This is a genomic window from Variovorax sp. PAMC26660 (assembly GCF_014302995.1).
Classification (GTDB): domain Bacteria; phylum Pseudomonadota; class Gammaproteobacteria; order Burkholderiales; family Burkholderiaceae_C; genus Variovorax.
In genome coordinates this window covers 4,861,000-4,875,931 of the sequence record NZ_CP060295.1, presented here as the reverse complement: position 1 = coordinate 4,875,931, position 14,932 = coordinate 4,861,000, and the positions used below count along the sequence as shown (strand labels likewise).

12 protein-coding genes are annotated in these 14,932 nt (G+C 66.3%); 4 read left to right on the top strand and 8 right to left on the bottom strand.

What is annotated here, in order from left to right; genetic code table 11:
• Positions 1–55 precede the first annotated feature (55 nt).
• Positions 56–2,020: an excinuclease ABC subunit UvrC gene (gene uvrC / locus H7F35_RS22950; protein ID WP_187108877.1), complete on the bottom strand. Its 1,965-nt coding sequence runs from the start codon at positions 2,018–2,020 to the stop codon at positions 56–58.
• 146 nt (positions 2,021–2,166) lie between these two features.
• Between uvrC and ggt the strand changes: the two genes are divergently transcribed.
• Positions 2,167–4,242, top strand: coding sequence for a gamma-glutamyltransferase (ggt, locus tag H7F35_RS22945; RefSeq protein ID WP_187108876.1), 2,076 nt, complete (start codon positions 2,167–2,169; stop codon positions 4,240–4,242).
• A gap of 36 nt (positions 4,243–4,278) precedes the next feature.
• On the opposite strand, the gene H7F35_RS22940 is transcribed toward ggt, so the two are convergent.
• Positions 4,279–5,163, bottom strand: coding sequence for an alpha/beta fold hydrolase (locus H7F35_RS22940; protein WP_187108875.1), 885 nt, complete (start codon positions 5,161–5,163; stop codon positions 4,279–4,281).
• Between the two features lie 8 nt (positions 5,164–5,171).
• Complete coding sequence (locus H7F35_RS22935) at positions 5,172–6,626, bottom strand: M20/M25/M40 family metallo-hydrolase (protein WP_187108874.1); 1,455 nt, start codon at positions 6,624–6,626, stop codon at positions 5,172–5,174.
• A gap of 86 nt (positions 6,627–6,712) precedes the next feature.
• On the opposite strand from H7F35_RS22935, the gene earP reads away from it, so the two are divergent.
• From earP to H7F35_RS22920, 3 genes are all read left to right on the top strand, one after another.
• On the top strand, positions 6,713–7,810 hold the full coding sequence (earP, locus tag H7F35_RS22930) for an elongation factor P maturation arginine rhamnosyltransferase EarP (protein WP_187108873.1): 1,098 nt from the start codon (positions 6,713–6,715) through the stop codon (positions 7,808–7,810).
• 161 nt (positions 7,811–7,971) lie between these two features.
• On the top strand, positions 7,972–8,526 hold the full coding sequence (efp, locus tag H7F35_RS22925; protein WP_187108872.1) for an elongation factor P: 555 nt from the start codon (positions 7,972–7,974) through the stop codon (positions 8,524–8,526).
• A gap of 132 nt (positions 8,527–8,658) precedes the next feature.
• The gene (locus H7F35_RS22920) at positions 8,659–9,522 is read left to right on the top strand and encodes a TIGR00730 family Rossman fold protein (protein WP_187108871.1); all 864 of its coding nucleotides are present in this window, start codon (positions 8,659–8,661) and stop codon (positions 9,520–9,522) included.
• Positions 9,523–9,528: 6 nt separating this feature from the next.
• Here H7F35_RS22920 and H7F35_RS22915 read toward each other — a convergent pair whose 3' ends face one another.
• From H7F35_RS22915 to H7F35_RS22895, 5 genes are all read right to left on the bottom strand, one after another.
• A complete protein-coding gene (locus H7F35_RS22915) occupies positions 9,529–10,176 on the bottom strand; it encodes a TetR/AcrR family transcriptional regulator (protein WP_261803319.1) in 648 nt (215 codons plus the stop codon).
• A 29-nt stretch (positions 10,177–10,205) separates the two neighbouring features.
• Entirely contained in the window at positions 10,206–10,730 is a 525-nt protein-coding gene (locus H7F35_RS22910) for a hypothetical protein (RefSeq protein WP_261803318.1), read from the bottom strand.
• Between the two features lie 15 nt (positions 10,731–10,745).
• Complete coding sequence (locus H7F35_RS22905; protein ID WP_187108869.1) at positions 10,746–12,275, bottom strand: MFS transporter; 1,530 nt, start codon at positions 12,273–12,275, stop codon at positions 10,746–10,748.
• Between the two features lie 112 nt (positions 12,276–12,387).
• Complete coding sequence (locus tag H7F35_RS22900) at positions 12,388–13,551, bottom strand: MFS transporter (protein ID WP_187108868.1); 1,164 nt, start codon at positions 13,549–13,551, stop codon at positions 12,388–12,390.
• The gene (locus tag H7F35_RS22895) at positions 13,548–14,915 is read right to left on the bottom strand and encodes a DNA recombination protein RmuC (RefSeq protein ID WP_187108867.1); all 1,368 of its coding nucleotides are present in this window, start codon (positions 14,913–14,915) and stop codon (positions 13,548–13,550) included. The genes H7F35_RS22900 and H7F35_RS22895 overlap by 4 nt, the downstream gene beginning before the upstream one ends.
• Between the last annotated feature and the right edge of the window lie 17 nt (positions 14,916–14,932).

Sequence of the window (14,932 nt, the reverse complement as noted above, 5' to 3'; positions counted from 1 at the left end):
TCACGGCAGGAGTACCCCCCAGGCTTGCTCGTTTCGAGCGGCCACGGGGCTCCCCTCAGTGCAGGGCCTTGTAGATTTCTTCCGCCAGATCGGCGGCGATGCCTTCCACCGAAGCGATGTCTTCCATGCTCGCCGCCGCCACGCCGCGAATTCCGCCGAAGCGTTGAAGCAGTCGCGCCCGGCGCTTCGGCCCGATGCCCGGAATGTCTTCGAGCTGGCTGCCGCCCACGCGCACCTTCGCGCGCTTGGCGCGCATGCCGGTGATGGCGAAGCGGTGCGCCTCGTCGCGGATCTGCGCGACCAGCATCAGCGCGGCCGAGTCCTTGCCCAGGTAGACCTTCTCGCGGCCGTCGGCAAACACCAGTTCTTCAAGCCCGACCTTGCGGCCCTCGCCTTTTTCGACCCCGACGATCAGCGACAGCGACAGGCCCAGTTCGCTGAAGACTTCACGCGCCATCGACACCTGCCCCTTGCCGCCGTCCACCAGCACCAGGTCGGGCATGCGCGCGGCCTTGGTCTTGGGTGGCGCATCGCTGCCGGCGCCTTCGGCATCGCCCGCGGGCGGCGCATCCGTCTCGGCCGCCATGGCCTCGGCCAGCTTGCCGTAGCGCCGCAGCAGCACCTGGCGCATGGCCGCGTAGTCGTCGCCGGGCGTGATGCCCTCGATGTTGTAGCGGCGGTATTCGCGGTTCTGCATCGCGTGGTGCTCGAACACCACGCACGAAGCCTGCGTCGCCTCGCCCGCGGTGTGCGAGATGTCGAAGCACTCGACGCGAAAGTTGTCGAGGTCGTCGGGCGCCAGTTCGAGCGCGTCGACCAGCGCACGGGTGCGCGCCTGCTGCGAGCCCTCTTCGGCCAGCAAGCGGGCCAGTTGCAGGGCGGCATTCGTCTCGGCCATTTCGAGCCAATGGCGGCGCTGCTCGTGCGGCTGGAACACGGCCGTCACACGCGAACCGGCCTGCAGAGAAATCGCCTCGATCAACTCGCGGCTCACCAACTGGCTCAGCACCAGCGTGGACGGCACCGGCACGTCGATGTAGTGCTGAGCGATGAAGGCTTCGAGCACCTGCACCTCGATCGAATCGGCCACGGCGGGGCTGGCGCCCTCTTCTTCGTCGTCCAGCTCGCCATGATGGATCTGCGCCGCGTCGTCCACATGCACGGGGAAGTACGGCCGGTCGCCCAGGTGCCGCCCGCCGCGCACCATCGCAAGGTTCACGCAGGCCTTGCCGCCCTGCACCTTGACCGCGAGGATGTCGACGTCCTTGTCCGAGGCAATCTCGATCGACTGCTGGTGCAGCACGCGCGAGATGGCCGACATCTGGTTGCGCAGCTCGGCCGCCTGCTCGAATTCGAGCTTCTCGGCGTGCGTGGTCATGCGCTGCTCCAACTTGGACAGCACGAGCTGCGTGTCGCCCATCAGGAAGGCTTCGGCGCTGGCCACGTCCTGTGCATACGCCTCGGGCTCGATGTAGCCGACACACGGCCCGCTGCAGCGCTTGATCTGATAGAGCAGACACGGCCGCGTGCGGTTGGCGTACACCGTGTCCTCGCAGGTGCGCAGGCGAAACACTTTTTGCAGCAGCAGGATCGATTCCTTGACCGCCCACGCGCTCGGGTACGGACCGAAGTAGCGATGCTTCTTGTCGACCGCGCCACGGTAGTAGGCCAGCCGCGGAAATGCGTGCGAGGCGATCTTCAGATACGGGTAGCTCTTGTCGTCGCGAAACAGGATGTTGTAGCGCGGCTTGAGCGTCTTGATCAGGTTGTTTTCAAGCAGCAGCGCCTCGGCCTCGGAGCGCACCACGGTGGTCTCCATGCGCACGATCTTCGAGATCATGTGGCCGATGCGGGTGCCGCCGTGGCTCTTCTGGAAGTAGTTGGCCACCCGCTTCTTGAGGTTGCGCGCCTTGCCCACGTAGAGCACTGCGCCGGCTGCATCGAAATAGCGGTAGACGCCCGGCAGTTGCGGCAGGGCCGCGACTTCGCTGAGCAGTTGATCGGAATGCACGTCTGACATGGCGGCTATTGTGGCGCGCGGCGCCAGACCCGGCCGCGACACCAGCGCAAACCCCGACAGAGGGTGGAATGAAATGTGCTGAAGATGGCAACGGGCGCGAGGAGCGCCCGTCGTCTTTCAAACATAGCTATTCGGGAAAAATCTCCATGAAGAAAAACTCCGCACGCGTGTGGTGGGGGCTGACGCCCCTTGCGCTTTCGTTGACCGTGGCCGGCTGCGGCGGCGGCGCCAACACCAGCGCGCAGGACACCGCGGCGCTGCTCGCGACCGTCGCCGCGATCAACGCAGCCAACCAGCCTGCCCCGCCCGTCGCCGACAACGGTTGCCAGATCCCGACCGTCAGCACATCGGTGGTCGTTGGCTCCGGTGATCCGGGCGATCCGGCCGCACCGGAACCGGCCTCGGGCTACGTGCCGGGCCACAAGCTGGTCTACGCCAAGAACTACATGGTGGTGGCGAACCACCCGTTGGCCACGCGCGCCGGCTGCGATGTGCTCAAGGCCGGCGGCAGCGCGGTCGACGCGGCGGTGGCGGTGCAGGCGGTGCTCGGCCTGGTCGAGCCGCAGTCGAGCGGACTGGGTGGCGGCGCCTTCATGCTCTATTACGACGCTGCTGCCAAGAAGGTACAGGCCTATGACGGCCGCGAGACCGCGCCCGCCGCGGCCACCGAGAACTACCTGCTCTATGTGGACGATGTCAACGACAAGACGCCACCCAAGCCGGCGTCACCACTGCGGGCCAGCGGCCGTTCCATCGGCACGCCGGGCGCGGTGCGCATGCTCGACCTGGCCTACCAGGACCACGGCAAGCTGCCCTGGAAAGACCTGTTCGGCTACGGCATCACGCTGGCCTCCGACGGCTTCCTGATCGGCGGTCGCATGGCAACGGCCATTGCCACCTCCAAAACCGACCTGATGCGCGACGCCGAAGCCACGGCCTATTTCTTCAACGCCGACGGCACGCCCAAGGCGCTGGGCACCCGACTCACGAACCCGGCCTATGCCAAGACGCTGAACACCATCGCCACCCAGGGCGCCAACGCCTTCTACACCGGCGACATCGCCAAGGGCATCGTCGCCAAGATTGGCGTCACCACCGCCGTCGACGGCTCGGCCATCACCCCCGGCAAGACCACGCTGGCCGACATGGCCAACTACAAGGCCAAGCGCCGTGATCCGGTGTGCGGCACCTACCGCGACTACTACGTGTGCAGCATGTCGCCGCCGTCCTCGGGCGGCATCGCGGTGGTGGCAACCCTGGGCATCCTGGAGACCTTCAACCTGGGCCTGTACAAGCCGACCGCCATCGACCTCGAAGGCGGCAAGCCGACCGTGATGGGCGTGCACCTGGTGAGCGAGGCCGAGCGCCTGGCCTACGCCGACCGCGACAAATACGTGGCCGACACCGACTTCGTTCCCCTGCCCGGGGGAAGCCCCGACTCGCTGATCAACAAGCCCTACCTGCAAGGCCGCGCCAGCCTGATCAGCCTGACGAAGAGCATGGGCCTGGCCAAGGCCGGCGACCGGGGCGACGTGCCGCTGGGCATCGACAAGACCGAAGAGCACGGCACCACGCACTTCACCGTCGTCGACAAGCAAGGCAACGTGGTTGTGATGACGACCACGGTGGAAAGCACGCTGGGCTCGTTCCACATGACACAAGGCTTCGTGCTGAACAACCAGTTGACCGACTTTGCGCGCAACCCCATCGACACTTCCGTGACCCCGAACGTCAAGTTCGCCAACCGCGTCGCCCCAGGCAAGCGCCCGCGCAGCACGATGGCACCGACGCTGGTGTTCAAGAAGAACGTCGACGGCAGCATGGGCGAGTTCGTGATGGGCACCGGCTCGCCGGGCGGCGGCACGATCATCCAGTACGTGGTGAAGACGCTGGTCGGTGCGCTGGACTGGGGCCTTGATGCCCAGCAAGCCACGTCGCTGGTCGACTTCGGCGCCACCAACACCCCGATACCCGACTCCAACCCCAGCGTCTCGGCGACCAACGTGGGCGGCGAACATCCGAGCATCGATGCGACCAACGCAGGCGCCAACGATCCGCTGGTGAAGGGGCTGATCGCGATGGGCCACACGGTGTCGGTAACCCCGCAATCGAGCGGCGTGAGCACCATCATCCGTACCAACGTGGGCGGCAAGTCGGTGTTGACCGGCGGCGCAGACCCGCGCCGTGAAGGCATCGTGCTGGGCGACACCTTCACGCCTTGAGATTCACAGGGCCGGCGCCGGCCCTGCCTTTCCCCTTCAGTGCTGCGCGAGCACCTCGGCGGCCGGGCCGAGGAAAGCCCGGATCCGCCGGCTCACGTCCTCGCCCTCTTCGTGCAGCACCCAGTGCCCCGCACCTTCGATGCGCTGCAGCTCACCCTGGTCGCACAGGTCGATGCTGGGCTGGGCCATCGCCTGGCCAAGGGCCTGGTCCTGCACGCCCCAGAGCAGCAGCGTGGGCATCGGTATGCGCCCGTCGGCGCGAATGCGCGGGCGATCGCGCATCAGCGCGCGATACCAGTTGAGCATCGCGGTCAGCGCGCCCGGCCGGGCCCAGGCCTCGCGGTACAGCACCAGCTCCGCATCGGAAAAGGCGCCGGGCCGGCTGCTCTGCGTCAGCACCTTGCCGAGTCCGCGAAAGCCGTTGCGGCTCAACAGCAGTTCGGGCAGGCGCGGGATGCGAAAGAAGTGCATGTACCAGCTGCGCAGGCGCTGCCGTCCGGTTGCCATGTGCACAAGCATCACGGCCGGCTGCGGCGCGTTGACGACCACGAGGCGGCTCACCAGCGCCGGCTCGCGCGCAGCCACGCGCCAGGCCACGACACCGCCCCAGTCGTGGCCCATCAGCGTCACCGCCTCACGGCCGGTGCTGCGGATCAGTGCGCAGATGTCGTCCACCAGCGTTTCAAGGCCGTAGGCATCGACGCCCACGGGCTTGTCGCTTTCCCCGTAGCCGCGCTGGTCGGGCACCCAGACGCGGTAGCCGGCGGCGGCCAGCGCGTCGATCTGGCTGGCCCAGCCGCGCCAGAACTCCGGAAAGCCATGCAGCAGCAAGGCCACCGGCCCATCGACCGGGCCGGCCTGCACCACATGAAGACGGATGCCGTTGACCTGGACGAAATGATGTTCACAGGCGTCGCTCATGAGCGCGCTTACTTGGCCAGTTCCGACACCAGCCGGTAGAGGAACTCGCGGCCGTCGTACAGGCGCTGGATCTCGATGCGCTCGTCGAGCCCGTGGGCACGCGCATCCGCCGGCTCCAGGAACATGCCGGTCACGCCGTACATCGGAATGCCCGCGTTGCGCATGAAGCGGCTGTCGGTCGCGCCGGTGCTCATGGCCGGCACCACCGGCACGCCGGGCCACATCTGCTGCGTGAGCGACTCCACCGTCTTCACGAGGTCGCCGTTCAGCGGCGACGCCGGGCTGCGCAGCGGCCGACCGACATTGCGCACCACGATCTTGTCGTTGCCGACCGCCTGGGTCAGCAGGCGCTCGACCTCGTCCGGATCGTCGTGCGGCAGGATGCGGCAGTTGACCGTGGCCTTGGCCGATTGCGGCAGCGCGTTCTCGGCATGGCCGGCCTGCACCATCGTCGCCACGCAGGTGGTGCGGAACTGGGCGTTGTACGCCGGGTTGGCCGACATGCGCTCAATCACCGAGGGATCGGGGTTGCCGGTGCCGATGGCGCGCATGTCGTCAGCCAGCTGGCCGGTGGCAAAAGGCGCACTGCGCGCAAAGTAGGTCTTGGTGACATCCGCCAGCTTGACCGGAAAGGCGTAGTTGCCCAGTCGCTCCAGCCCGGCGGACAGCGCATAGATCGGGTTGCTCTTGGTCGGCACCGAGCTGTGGCCGCCCACGTCGCGCGCTTCGAGCATGTAGGTGGTGTACATCTTCTCGGCCACCTGCATGCGGTGCAGGTTCGGCTTGCCACCGCGCAGTTCACCGCCGCCGCCTTCGTTGATGCCGAACTCGGCCTGCAGCAATTCGGGCTTGTTGCTGATGAGCCAGAAGGCGCCATTGCTGAGTGCATCGCCGCGCTCTTCGTCGGCGGTCAGCGCCAGGATGATGTCGCGCTTGGGCTTGAAGCCTTCCTGCTTCAGTTGCCCCACCACCGAGACCAACGCCGAGGCCATCGCCTTGTCGTCGATGGAGCCGCGTGCCGTGAAGAAGCCACCCGTTTCCTGCAGCTTGAAGGGGTCGGTCTTCCAGTCTTCGCGCCGGGCCTCGACCACGTCGATGTGGGCCAGCAAGAGCAGCGGCTTCTTGCTGCCGTCGCCCTTGAAGCGCAGCACCAGGTTGCCCTTCTTCGGGAAGGGCTCGAAGATCTGGATGTCGCCGGGCGCGAAGCCCGATTCGATCAAGCGCTTTTCCATGGCACGCGCGGCCACGGTGTTGTCACCCACCGAGTGGGTGGTGTTGATCTCGACCAATTCCTTGTAGATATCGTGAAAGCGCTGCTGCTGCGGTGTCAGCGACGGGGGCGGCGTTTGCTGGGCCAACGCACCGGTCGTGCCGGTCATGCCGCCAAGGGCCAGCGACAGGGCGAGCACGGTTCTCGCGGAACGAAAGGAAAACGGCGAACGGGGGCGGGTCTGCATCCTCATGGTCTCTCTCTCCGGTGGTTGTTGTGCCGTCCAGCATAGCAAGCGCCCCGGCCAGCGGGGTGCCGAAGACGGGCACACTCGCGGCCATGCAATGGGACATCTTCTGCAAGGTCATCGACAACCACGGCGACCTCGGCGTCTGCTGGCGACTGGCTTGCCAACTGGCCGCGACCGGCGAGCGCGTGCGCCTGTGGATCGACGACGCGACGGCGCTGGACTGGATGGCGCCTTCGGGCTGCGATGGCGTGCGCGTGATCGACTGGCTCGATAGCGCTGCCGTACAAAGCGCTGCTGCAGAGCCGGCGCCCGATGTGCTGATCGAGGCCTTCGGCTGCGAGCCGGCGCCGGAACTGATCGCGAGGTTCGCCGAAGCCTCGGTTCCCCAAGGGCCGCAGCGGGCCTGGATCAACCTCGAATACCTTTCGGCCGAGCCTTATGTCGAGCGTCTGCACAGACTGCCATCGCCGGTGTTCAAGGGGCCGGGCGCCGGGTTGACCAAGCGGTTTTTCTACCCCGGCTTCACCCCCGCCACCGGCGGCTTGCCAAGGGAGCCTGACCTGATGGAACGACAGGCGCGCTTCGACCGTGCGCAGTGGCTTCAGGCGCAACAGATTCCATGGCAGAACGGCGAGCGCCTTGTCTCGCTGTTCTGCTATGAGCCTCGCGCGCTGGCGGCGCTGCTCGAACAGCTCGCAGCCGGCCCGACACCGACGCGGCTGCTCGTGACCGCGGGCCGTGCTGCGCGGGCCGTCGAAGCCTGCGTTTCAGGTCAAAAAGGGCTGGCACCAACATCCAGCGGCCGCAATGCGCTATCAATTTCATACCTGCCCTACCTCAGCCAACCGGATTTCGACCATCTGCTCTGGGCCTGCGATCTGAATTTCGTGCGCGGTGAAGACTCACTGGTGCGCGCCCACTGGGCCGGTGCGCCGCTGGTCTGGCAGATCTATCCGCAGGGCGACGACGCGCACCACACCAAGCTCAATGCCTGGCTCGACTGGCTCGGCGCCCCGCCCTCGCTGCGGCTTTTTCACCACGCCTGGAACGGCGTCGGCGACAGCCCCCTGCCCATGCTCGAAACACAAGGCGCATGGTGCGAAATTGCCCTGGCCGCCCGCGAACGGCTGCGTGCGCAAGACGATCTGCTCACGCAACTGCGGCATCTGGTCGCCGGAAAAAGCTAAAATAGCGGGCTTTGCGGATTTCGGCCCGGGTCTTTTCGACCCGAGATGCTCTCCGCCAAACCTGCAAAACCGCCGCAAGACATGTACAGCAGGGCCAAACACGCCGGCAAACTTTGCCGATGGCCCTGTGCACCGAGCGGCCAACATCCAGAGAACCTGTTATGAAAATCGCTCAAGAAATCCGCGCCGGCAACGTCATCATGCACGGCAAGGACCCGATGGTCGTGCTCAAGACCGAATACAGCCGCGGCGGCCGCAACTCCGCCACAGTGCGCATGAAGCTCAAGAGCCTGATCGCCAACTTCAACACCGAAGTGGTCTTCAAGGCCGACGACAAGATCGACCAGATCGTGCTCGAGAAGAAGGACTGCACCTATTCCTACTTCGCCGACCCGATGTATGTCTGCATGGACACCGAGTACAACCAGTACGAAGTCGAAGCCGAGAACATGGGCGACGCCCTGAACTACCTTGAAGACGGCATGGCTGTCGAAGTGGTGTTCTACGACGGCAAGGCCATCTCGGTCGAACTGCCGACCAGCGTCGAGCGCGAAATCACCTGGACCGAGCCGGCCGTCAAGGGCGACACGTCGGGCAAGGTCATGAAGCCCGCCAAGATCGCCACCGGCTTCGAAGTGCCGGTGCCGCTCTTCGTCGCGCAAGGCGACAAGATCGAAATCGACACGCGCACCGGCGAGTACCGCAAGCGCGTCTGAGCCTTTACCGGCTTGCCGGTTTACCGGTCGACCACCACCCCGAAAGAGGCTCCGCAAGGAGCCTTTTTTGTTTGTCGGGCGCATCGCTTGCAACGCTGCACAATCCCACAAGTCCTTCTGTCTGGTTTTCTCATGAACAACACGCACGATCTTCACGACAAACGCCTGGCCGACGCCTGGGCCACGCTCCGCGCACATTCCGACAAGGGCCTCCCGCTCGACCCCGATCCGTCGCGCATCGCCTTCGCCGACCCTGAGTTCTTGCTGCGCCGCGAAACACGCGGCATCCGCATGCAGCTCGAGCTGATGAAGCCCGACCTCGAACAGCGTGAGCACGGCATCGAGAACACGGTGGTGGTCTTCGGCAGCGCCCGCTTTCGCAGCGAGGAAGATGCTGCCGCGCTGATCGTGCAGGCTGAAGCCAAGGGCGACACGGTGGCCGCCGAGCGCTGGCGCCGCCTGGCGCGCAGCTCGCACTACTACGAGAAGGCCCGCGCCTTCGGCAAGCTGGTCGCACAGTACAGCAACGGCAAGGAGCCGCAAGACAAGCTCTTCGTCTGCACCGGCGGCGGCCCCGGCATCATGCAGGCGGCCAATCGCGGCGCACATGAAGGCGGTGGCATTTCGGTCGGCCTTGCGATCGCACTGCCGATGGAAGAAGAAGCCAACCCGTACGTCACGCCGGCGCTGAGCTTCAAGTTCCACTACTTCGCGATTCGCAAGATGCATTTCATGATGCGTGCGAAAGCGCTGGTGGCGTTCCCGGGTGGCTTCGGCACGCTCGACGAACTGTTCGAGGTGATCACGCTGGTGCAGACAAAGAAGTCGAAGCCCGTGCCGATCGTGCTGTTCGGCTCGGACTACTGGAAGAAGCTGATCGACTTCGACTTCCTGGTCGACGAAGGCGTGATCTCGCCCGGCGATGTGAAGCTGTTCGAGTACGTCGATGCGCCGGAAGACGCCTGGAGCGCAATCAAGCGTTTCTACAAGCTCTGAGCCGGATCAGTCGTCGCCGTCGTCCACGTCGGGACGCAGCGCCTGCTCGAAGAATCGCGTGAGCGCGCGGGCACGGCGGCGGCGATCGGCCACCGGGTCCGCAGCCGGCCCCATGGCCACCGCATCGTCGGCCACGCCATGCAGCGCATTGAAGAGGATCACGGCCGTCAGGGTTGCGTCTTCCACTTCCCAGATGCCTGCGGCGTCGCCCTGCTTGAGCAGCCCGACGAGCTGCGTGATGACCGCGTTGTCGTTGCGCATGCGCCGGTCTTCGGGCCGGTACTCGTGGAAGACCACGTCGTGCAAGGCGACGTTGTCGAGGTAGGTTTCCAGCCCCGTCTCGACCCAGGCCTTCAGCCGCGCGCGGTATTTGTCGGCGCGGTGCTTGTCCATCGCGTCCTGCAGGCGGGTGCAGAAGGTGTCGACAAAGCGCTGCTGCAGCGCGCCGAGCATGGCTTCCTTCGAGGGGAAGTACAGATAGAAGGTGCCCTTGGCCACCTGCGCACCGGCGGCGATGTCGTCGATGCTGGTGGTGGCGATGCCCTTCGCGATAAAGAGCCGTTCGGCTGCATCCATCAGCGCGGCCGCGCGTGTCTCGGGGGCCTTGGTGCGGCGGCGCGGCACGGCCTCGCCATCGGGGGAAACAGGGACCATGACCGTGCCGCTCTTCGCCATGGACAACCTCAGGCTGCAGCAGTAGCCGCGCGAGCGGCGCCGATGGCCGAACGCACGGACGCCAGATCGAACGGCAGGCCGCGCGGGACCATCACGCGTTCGCCAAGCCACGCCAACGCATCATCGGAATCGGCGAAGGTGCTGGCGGGCACACCGAAGAGTTTTTCAACATTCATCTTGCGGATTTTCTCGTACTGGTCGGCGGGCACCACGCTCGCCATGCCCATCATATGGCGACGAATGTCGGCGCCCCGCTCCTGCAGCCACTGTTTGGCGCTCTGGGCACTGCCTTCGGGATGGACCAGCGCATCGGCATCGGCGAACACGCGCAGGGACACGAAAGGCTCACCGCGGTCGAGCCAGCGGTTCCAGTCTTCGGTGAAGGCCTGCATGCTTTCGAGCGTCTGCAATCCGGCCGAGACGCTGATGACGAGGGGCCACTGACTGAGTTCGTGATGGATCATGGAAAGCTCCTTGGTAAAAATCGAACGAAGCCGCGCGCTGAAGCGCACCGGCACGGATGCGGCGGGCATGGGAAGACGGGGGGCTCAGGCGCGAACGGGCAAGACCGCAGCGCGTGGCCTGACGCTCAGGAGCAGCCCAGCTGCCAGCAAGCCCGCCAATCCGGCGCAGGCCATCGCAACGTGGAAGCCGCCGGCAAGCGCGCCGGTCACGAGCTCGTGTGCCGTGCCGGCATCGAGCGAAGCCAGCGCGCCCAGGTCATGCCGTGAAATGGCCGCCACTGCCGCCTGTTGTGCATCGCGCAGTCCGGCCTGTTCGAGCGCATCGGCGAGCAGGGAAGTGGCGCGCGTGCTCATCAGTGTGCCGAGCAGCGCAATGCCGATCAGCATGCCGGCCTGGCGCAGCGCATTCATGGTGGCCGAGGCCATGCCCGAGCGCTGCGCGGGCACGGACGCCATCACGGCCGTGCTCGTGGCCGGCACCGCAAGGCCCGCGCCGGCGCCGAGAAACACGAACAGGATCGCCAGCAGCACATAAGGCGTGTCAGCCGAGAACAGGGTCAGCAGCAGCATCGAGGTGCCGATGAGCCCATAGCCCGCCACCATCAGCGTGTGCACTTCATACCGCCGCGCCAGGCGGCCGAATTGCGACGCCACGATGCCGGTTGCGACGAACTGCGGCACCAGCCGCCAGCCCGTGTCGCTGGCCGACCAGCCCTGCACCTGCTGCAGGAACAGCGAGAAGAAGAACAGGCTCGCGTACGTCGAGAACCCGAGCACGAACGACGCGAAGTTGGTGACCGAGAAGCGGGCATCGCGGAACAACGCGAGCGGCAGCAAGGGGCGCTCCACGCGCGCTTCCACCATCAGGAACAGCGCGAGTCCAATGACGGCGGCGACCAGCGCGCTCGCGGCGGGTGTCGAGCCCCAACCGTATTCACCTGCAGCAATCAGGCCATAGGTCAAGGCGCCGAGCCACAGCACGCTGAGCACTTGCCCCACCGGATCGAGCGCCGCGTGTTCGGGGTGCGAGCTTTCCTGGATGCCCCAGAGCCCGAGACCCACGGTCAGCAAGCCGATCGGCAGGTTGATGAGGAAGATGCTCTGCCAGCCGGCGTGGTCCACCAGCAGCCCGCCCAGCATGGGCCCGAGGATCAGCGACAGCGCGGTGAACGACGACCAGCCGCCGATCACCCGTGCCCGGCCCGCGGGCTCCGGAAACGCATGCGCCAGCAGCGACAGCGCGCCCGGAATCATCAAGGCGCCGGCCACGCCCTGTACGGCACGCCCGATCAGCAAGGTGAAAAGGCTGCCAGCCATCGCGCACATCGCGGACCCGATGGTGAACACGACCACGCCCGTCAGCCAGGCGCGCTTGCGGCCATAGCGGTCACCGAGCGGTCCCGCCGAGAGCATGAAGGCCGAGAGACACAGCGCGTAGATGTCGATCACCCACTGCAGCCCGGCCAGGTCGGTGGACAGCGCGCGCTGCAACGTCGGCAGCGCGACGTTGACGATGCTCACATCGAGCGTGGCGATGAAGCTGCCGAGATACACCGCCGCCACGAGCGCGAGGCGACGGCGCGGGTCGACCGCCGCCTGAATGTGGGAGTCCATGGACGCCTTCAAGGTCATTGAGGAAGGCGTCGATACTGACTTCGGGTCAGTTAATTGTCAATCAAATGCGAATTGATCTTGTTTGTCGCATGGATTTCACGCGCTCGTCATGTCAGACCTTCAAACCCCAGGTAGCGCGCGCCCCCAGCGCGAGCACGCCACCCACCACCCAGAACACGCCGGCAATGCCGATCAGCGCGCCGAGCGAGCCGAACAGCATCGGCATCGCGACGCTCGATGCGTTGATGGTCATGAGCCGCAGGCCCAGCGCCTCGCCATGTCGCGTGTGCGGCGTGATCTGGTGAAGCATGCTCATCACCATCGGCTGCACCGCGCCGAGTGCGAAGCCGAGCATCACCGAGCACATGCCCATGGTCCAGGCCGAATCGAGCAGCGGATAGATCGCAAACATCAGCGCGGTGACGATCGTCGAGGTCAGGATCACGCTGCGCTCCGACGCACGCGACGCGATCAAGGGCAGCACCACGCGAATAACCGCCGCCGCGACGGCGAAGGCGCCAAGGATCGAGCCGATCACCGATGCGCTGATGCCCCGCTCGTGCCCCAGCACGGGCAGCACGAAGGCGTGCACGTCCCAGCTCGACGACTGCAGCCAGTTCACGAACAGCAGGCGCCGGAACATCGGCTCGCGCAGCAGGTCCCAGGCACGCGTCTGCACGGCCCCCGCGACGGGCGGAGCGCGCGGCGGCTCATGGGCACCCCGTGCAAGCATCCAGCAGACGAGCGGCAGCGCCGCCATCACCACGAAGCAGATGCGAAAGGCCAGCATGTCCGCCGGCCCACGGCCCGCATGGTCGATCAGCATGCCGGCCAGGAAAGGCCCCACGAAGTTGGCCGCGGCAGGCGCGATGGCGAGCCAGCTGAACACGCGCTTGAGCTGCGTCGGATCATGGGCGGACCGGCCCACATGCCGCTGCAGCGCGATGACGGTCGCGCCCGTGGCGCCACCGGTCAGCAAGGCCGAAAGGCACATCACCGGAAACACGGGGAACGCCGCCACCAGCCCCGCGCCGACCACCGCCGCAATCACCGACAGCCACAGCGGCCGCTTGAATCCGTGCCGGTCGGCGAAGCGCCCCGCGGGCAACGCCAGGAACACCTGGGTCAGCGCGAACAGCGAGATCAACACCCCGACCGCTGCCGCGCTGTAGCCTTGTTGCAGCGCCAGCAGTGGCGTTGCGAGTCGCATGCCCGCCATGGTGGCATGCAGGCAAACCTGGGCGCCGATGACGCGCAGCAGTTCGGAACCTTTCACGGGATATCGTCGCCCTCGCTGTCGGCGGTAGGAGGTAGCAGCACCTGCGCCTGCGCTTCGGGCAATGCTTCGACCTTGCGCAACGCCAGACGCATCTGCTTGGCGCGCGTGTCGGCCTTGTCCAGCGTGTCGGAGGCCTTGGCCACCTGCTCCTTGATGCGCGCAACCCATTCGCCATAGCGCTCGAACTCGGTCTTGACCGCGCCCAGCACCTTCCACACCTCGGAAGCCTGCTGCTCCAGCGCCAGCGTGCGAAAGCCCATGTGCAGGCTGTTGAGCATGGCGAGCAAGGTGGTCGGGCCGGCCAGCGTCACGCGGTGCTGCCGCTGGATCGCCTCCATCAGGCCGGGCCGGCGCAGCACCTCGGCGTAGAGGCTTTCGACGGGCAGGAACAGGATCGCGAAGTCGGTGGTGTGCGGCGCCGCGAGGTAGTTGTCGGCGATGGACTTGGCTTCGGTGCGGATGCGTGCCTCGAGCGCCTTGGCTGCCAGTTCGGCACCCGCGGCATCGGCGCGCTCGTGGGCATCGATCAGGCGCTCGTAGTCGTCGCGCGGAAACTTGGCGTCGATGGGCAGCCACACGGGCGCCCCTTCTTCGCCGCGCCCCGGAAAGCGGATCGCAAAGTCGACACGCTGGCCGCTGCGCGGCTTGGTCTCGATCTGCTTGGCGTACTGGTCGGGCGTGAGCACCTGTTCGAGCAGCGCTTCGAGCTGCACTTCGCCGAACACGCCGCGCGTCTTCACGTTGGTCAGCACGCGCTGCAGGCTGCCGACACCGACAGCCAGCGTCTGCATCTCGCCCAGGCCCTTGTGCACCTGCTCGAGCCGGTCGGCCACCTGCTTGAAGCTCTCGCCAAGGCGCGTCTCCAGCGTGCTCTGCAGCTTCTCGTCGACGGTCTTGCGCATCTCGTCGAGCTTGGCGGCATTGGTCTGCTGCAACTGCGCGAGCTGGGTTTCCATGGTCGCGCGCACTTCGGACAGGCGACGCGCGTTCGACTCACTCAGGCCTTGCAGTTGGGTGTTGAGCGTGTCGGCCAGTGTTTTCTGCAGGGAAGCGAGTTGCAGCGCGAAGGCATCGAGCTGTGCGTTCTGGGTGCGCGTGGCCTCTGCGCCCTGCTGCACCAGCGACTGCTGGAAGGTGGCGAAAGCCTGTGCGGTTTCCTGTCGCGCGCCACGCGAGTTGTCCCCGATTTCGCGGCGCAGTTCGCGCTCGGTGCGCTCGTTGGCCGAGCCCATGGCGGCCAGCACGCGCAGCATGTCGCTGTGGTCGGGCGGGGGCTGTCGGCGTGCGAGCAGCCAGATCACCAGCACGAGCTGGACGGCTGCGAGTGCAGCCAGCAAGAGAAGAATCAGGGAAGAGTCCAAGGTCGCGGTATCGGTGC

Excerpts from the sequence above, each read along its gene's own strand:
- uvrC (WP_187108877.1), bottom strand. The coding sequence starts at position 2,020 with ATGTCAGACGTGCATTCCGATCAACTGCTCAGCGAAGTCGCGGCCCTG.
- ggt (WP_187108876.1), top strand. The coding sequence starts at position 2,167 with ATGAAGAAAAACTCCGCACGCGTGTGGTGGGGGCTGACGCCCCTTGCG.
- H7F35_RS22940 (WP_187108875.1), bottom strand. The coding sequence starts at position 5,163 with ATGAGCGACGCCTGTGAACATCATTTCGTCCAGGTCAACGGCATCCGT.
- H7F35_RS22935 (WP_187108874.1), bottom strand. The coding sequence starts at position 6,626 with ATGAGGATGCAGACCCGCCCCCGTTCGCCGTTTTCCTTTCGTTCCGCG.
- earP (WP_187108873.1), top strand. The coding sequence starts at position 6,713 with ATGCAATGGGACATCTTCTGCAAGGTCATCGACAACCACGGCGACCTC.
- efp (WP_187108872.1), top strand. The coding sequence starts at position 7,972 with ATGAAAATCGCTCAAGAAATCCGCGCCGGCAACGTCATCATGCACGGC.
- H7F35_RS22920 (WP_187108871.1), top strand. The coding sequence starts at position 8,659 with ATGAACAACACGCACGATCTTCACGACAAACGCCTGGCCGACGCCTGG.
- H7F35_RS22915 (WP_261803319.1), bottom strand. The coding sequence starts at position 10,176 with ATGGTCCCTGTTTCCCCCGATGGCGAGGCCGTGCCGCGCCGCCGCACC.
- H7F35_RS22910 (WP_261803318.1), bottom strand. The coding sequence starts at position 10,730 with ATGCCCGCCGCATCCGTGCCGGTGCGCTTCAGCGCGCGGCTTCGTTCG.
- H7F35_RS22905 (WP_187108869.1), bottom strand. The coding sequence starts at position 12,275 with ATGGACTCCCACATTCAGGCGGCGGTCGACCCGCGCCGTCGCCTCGCG.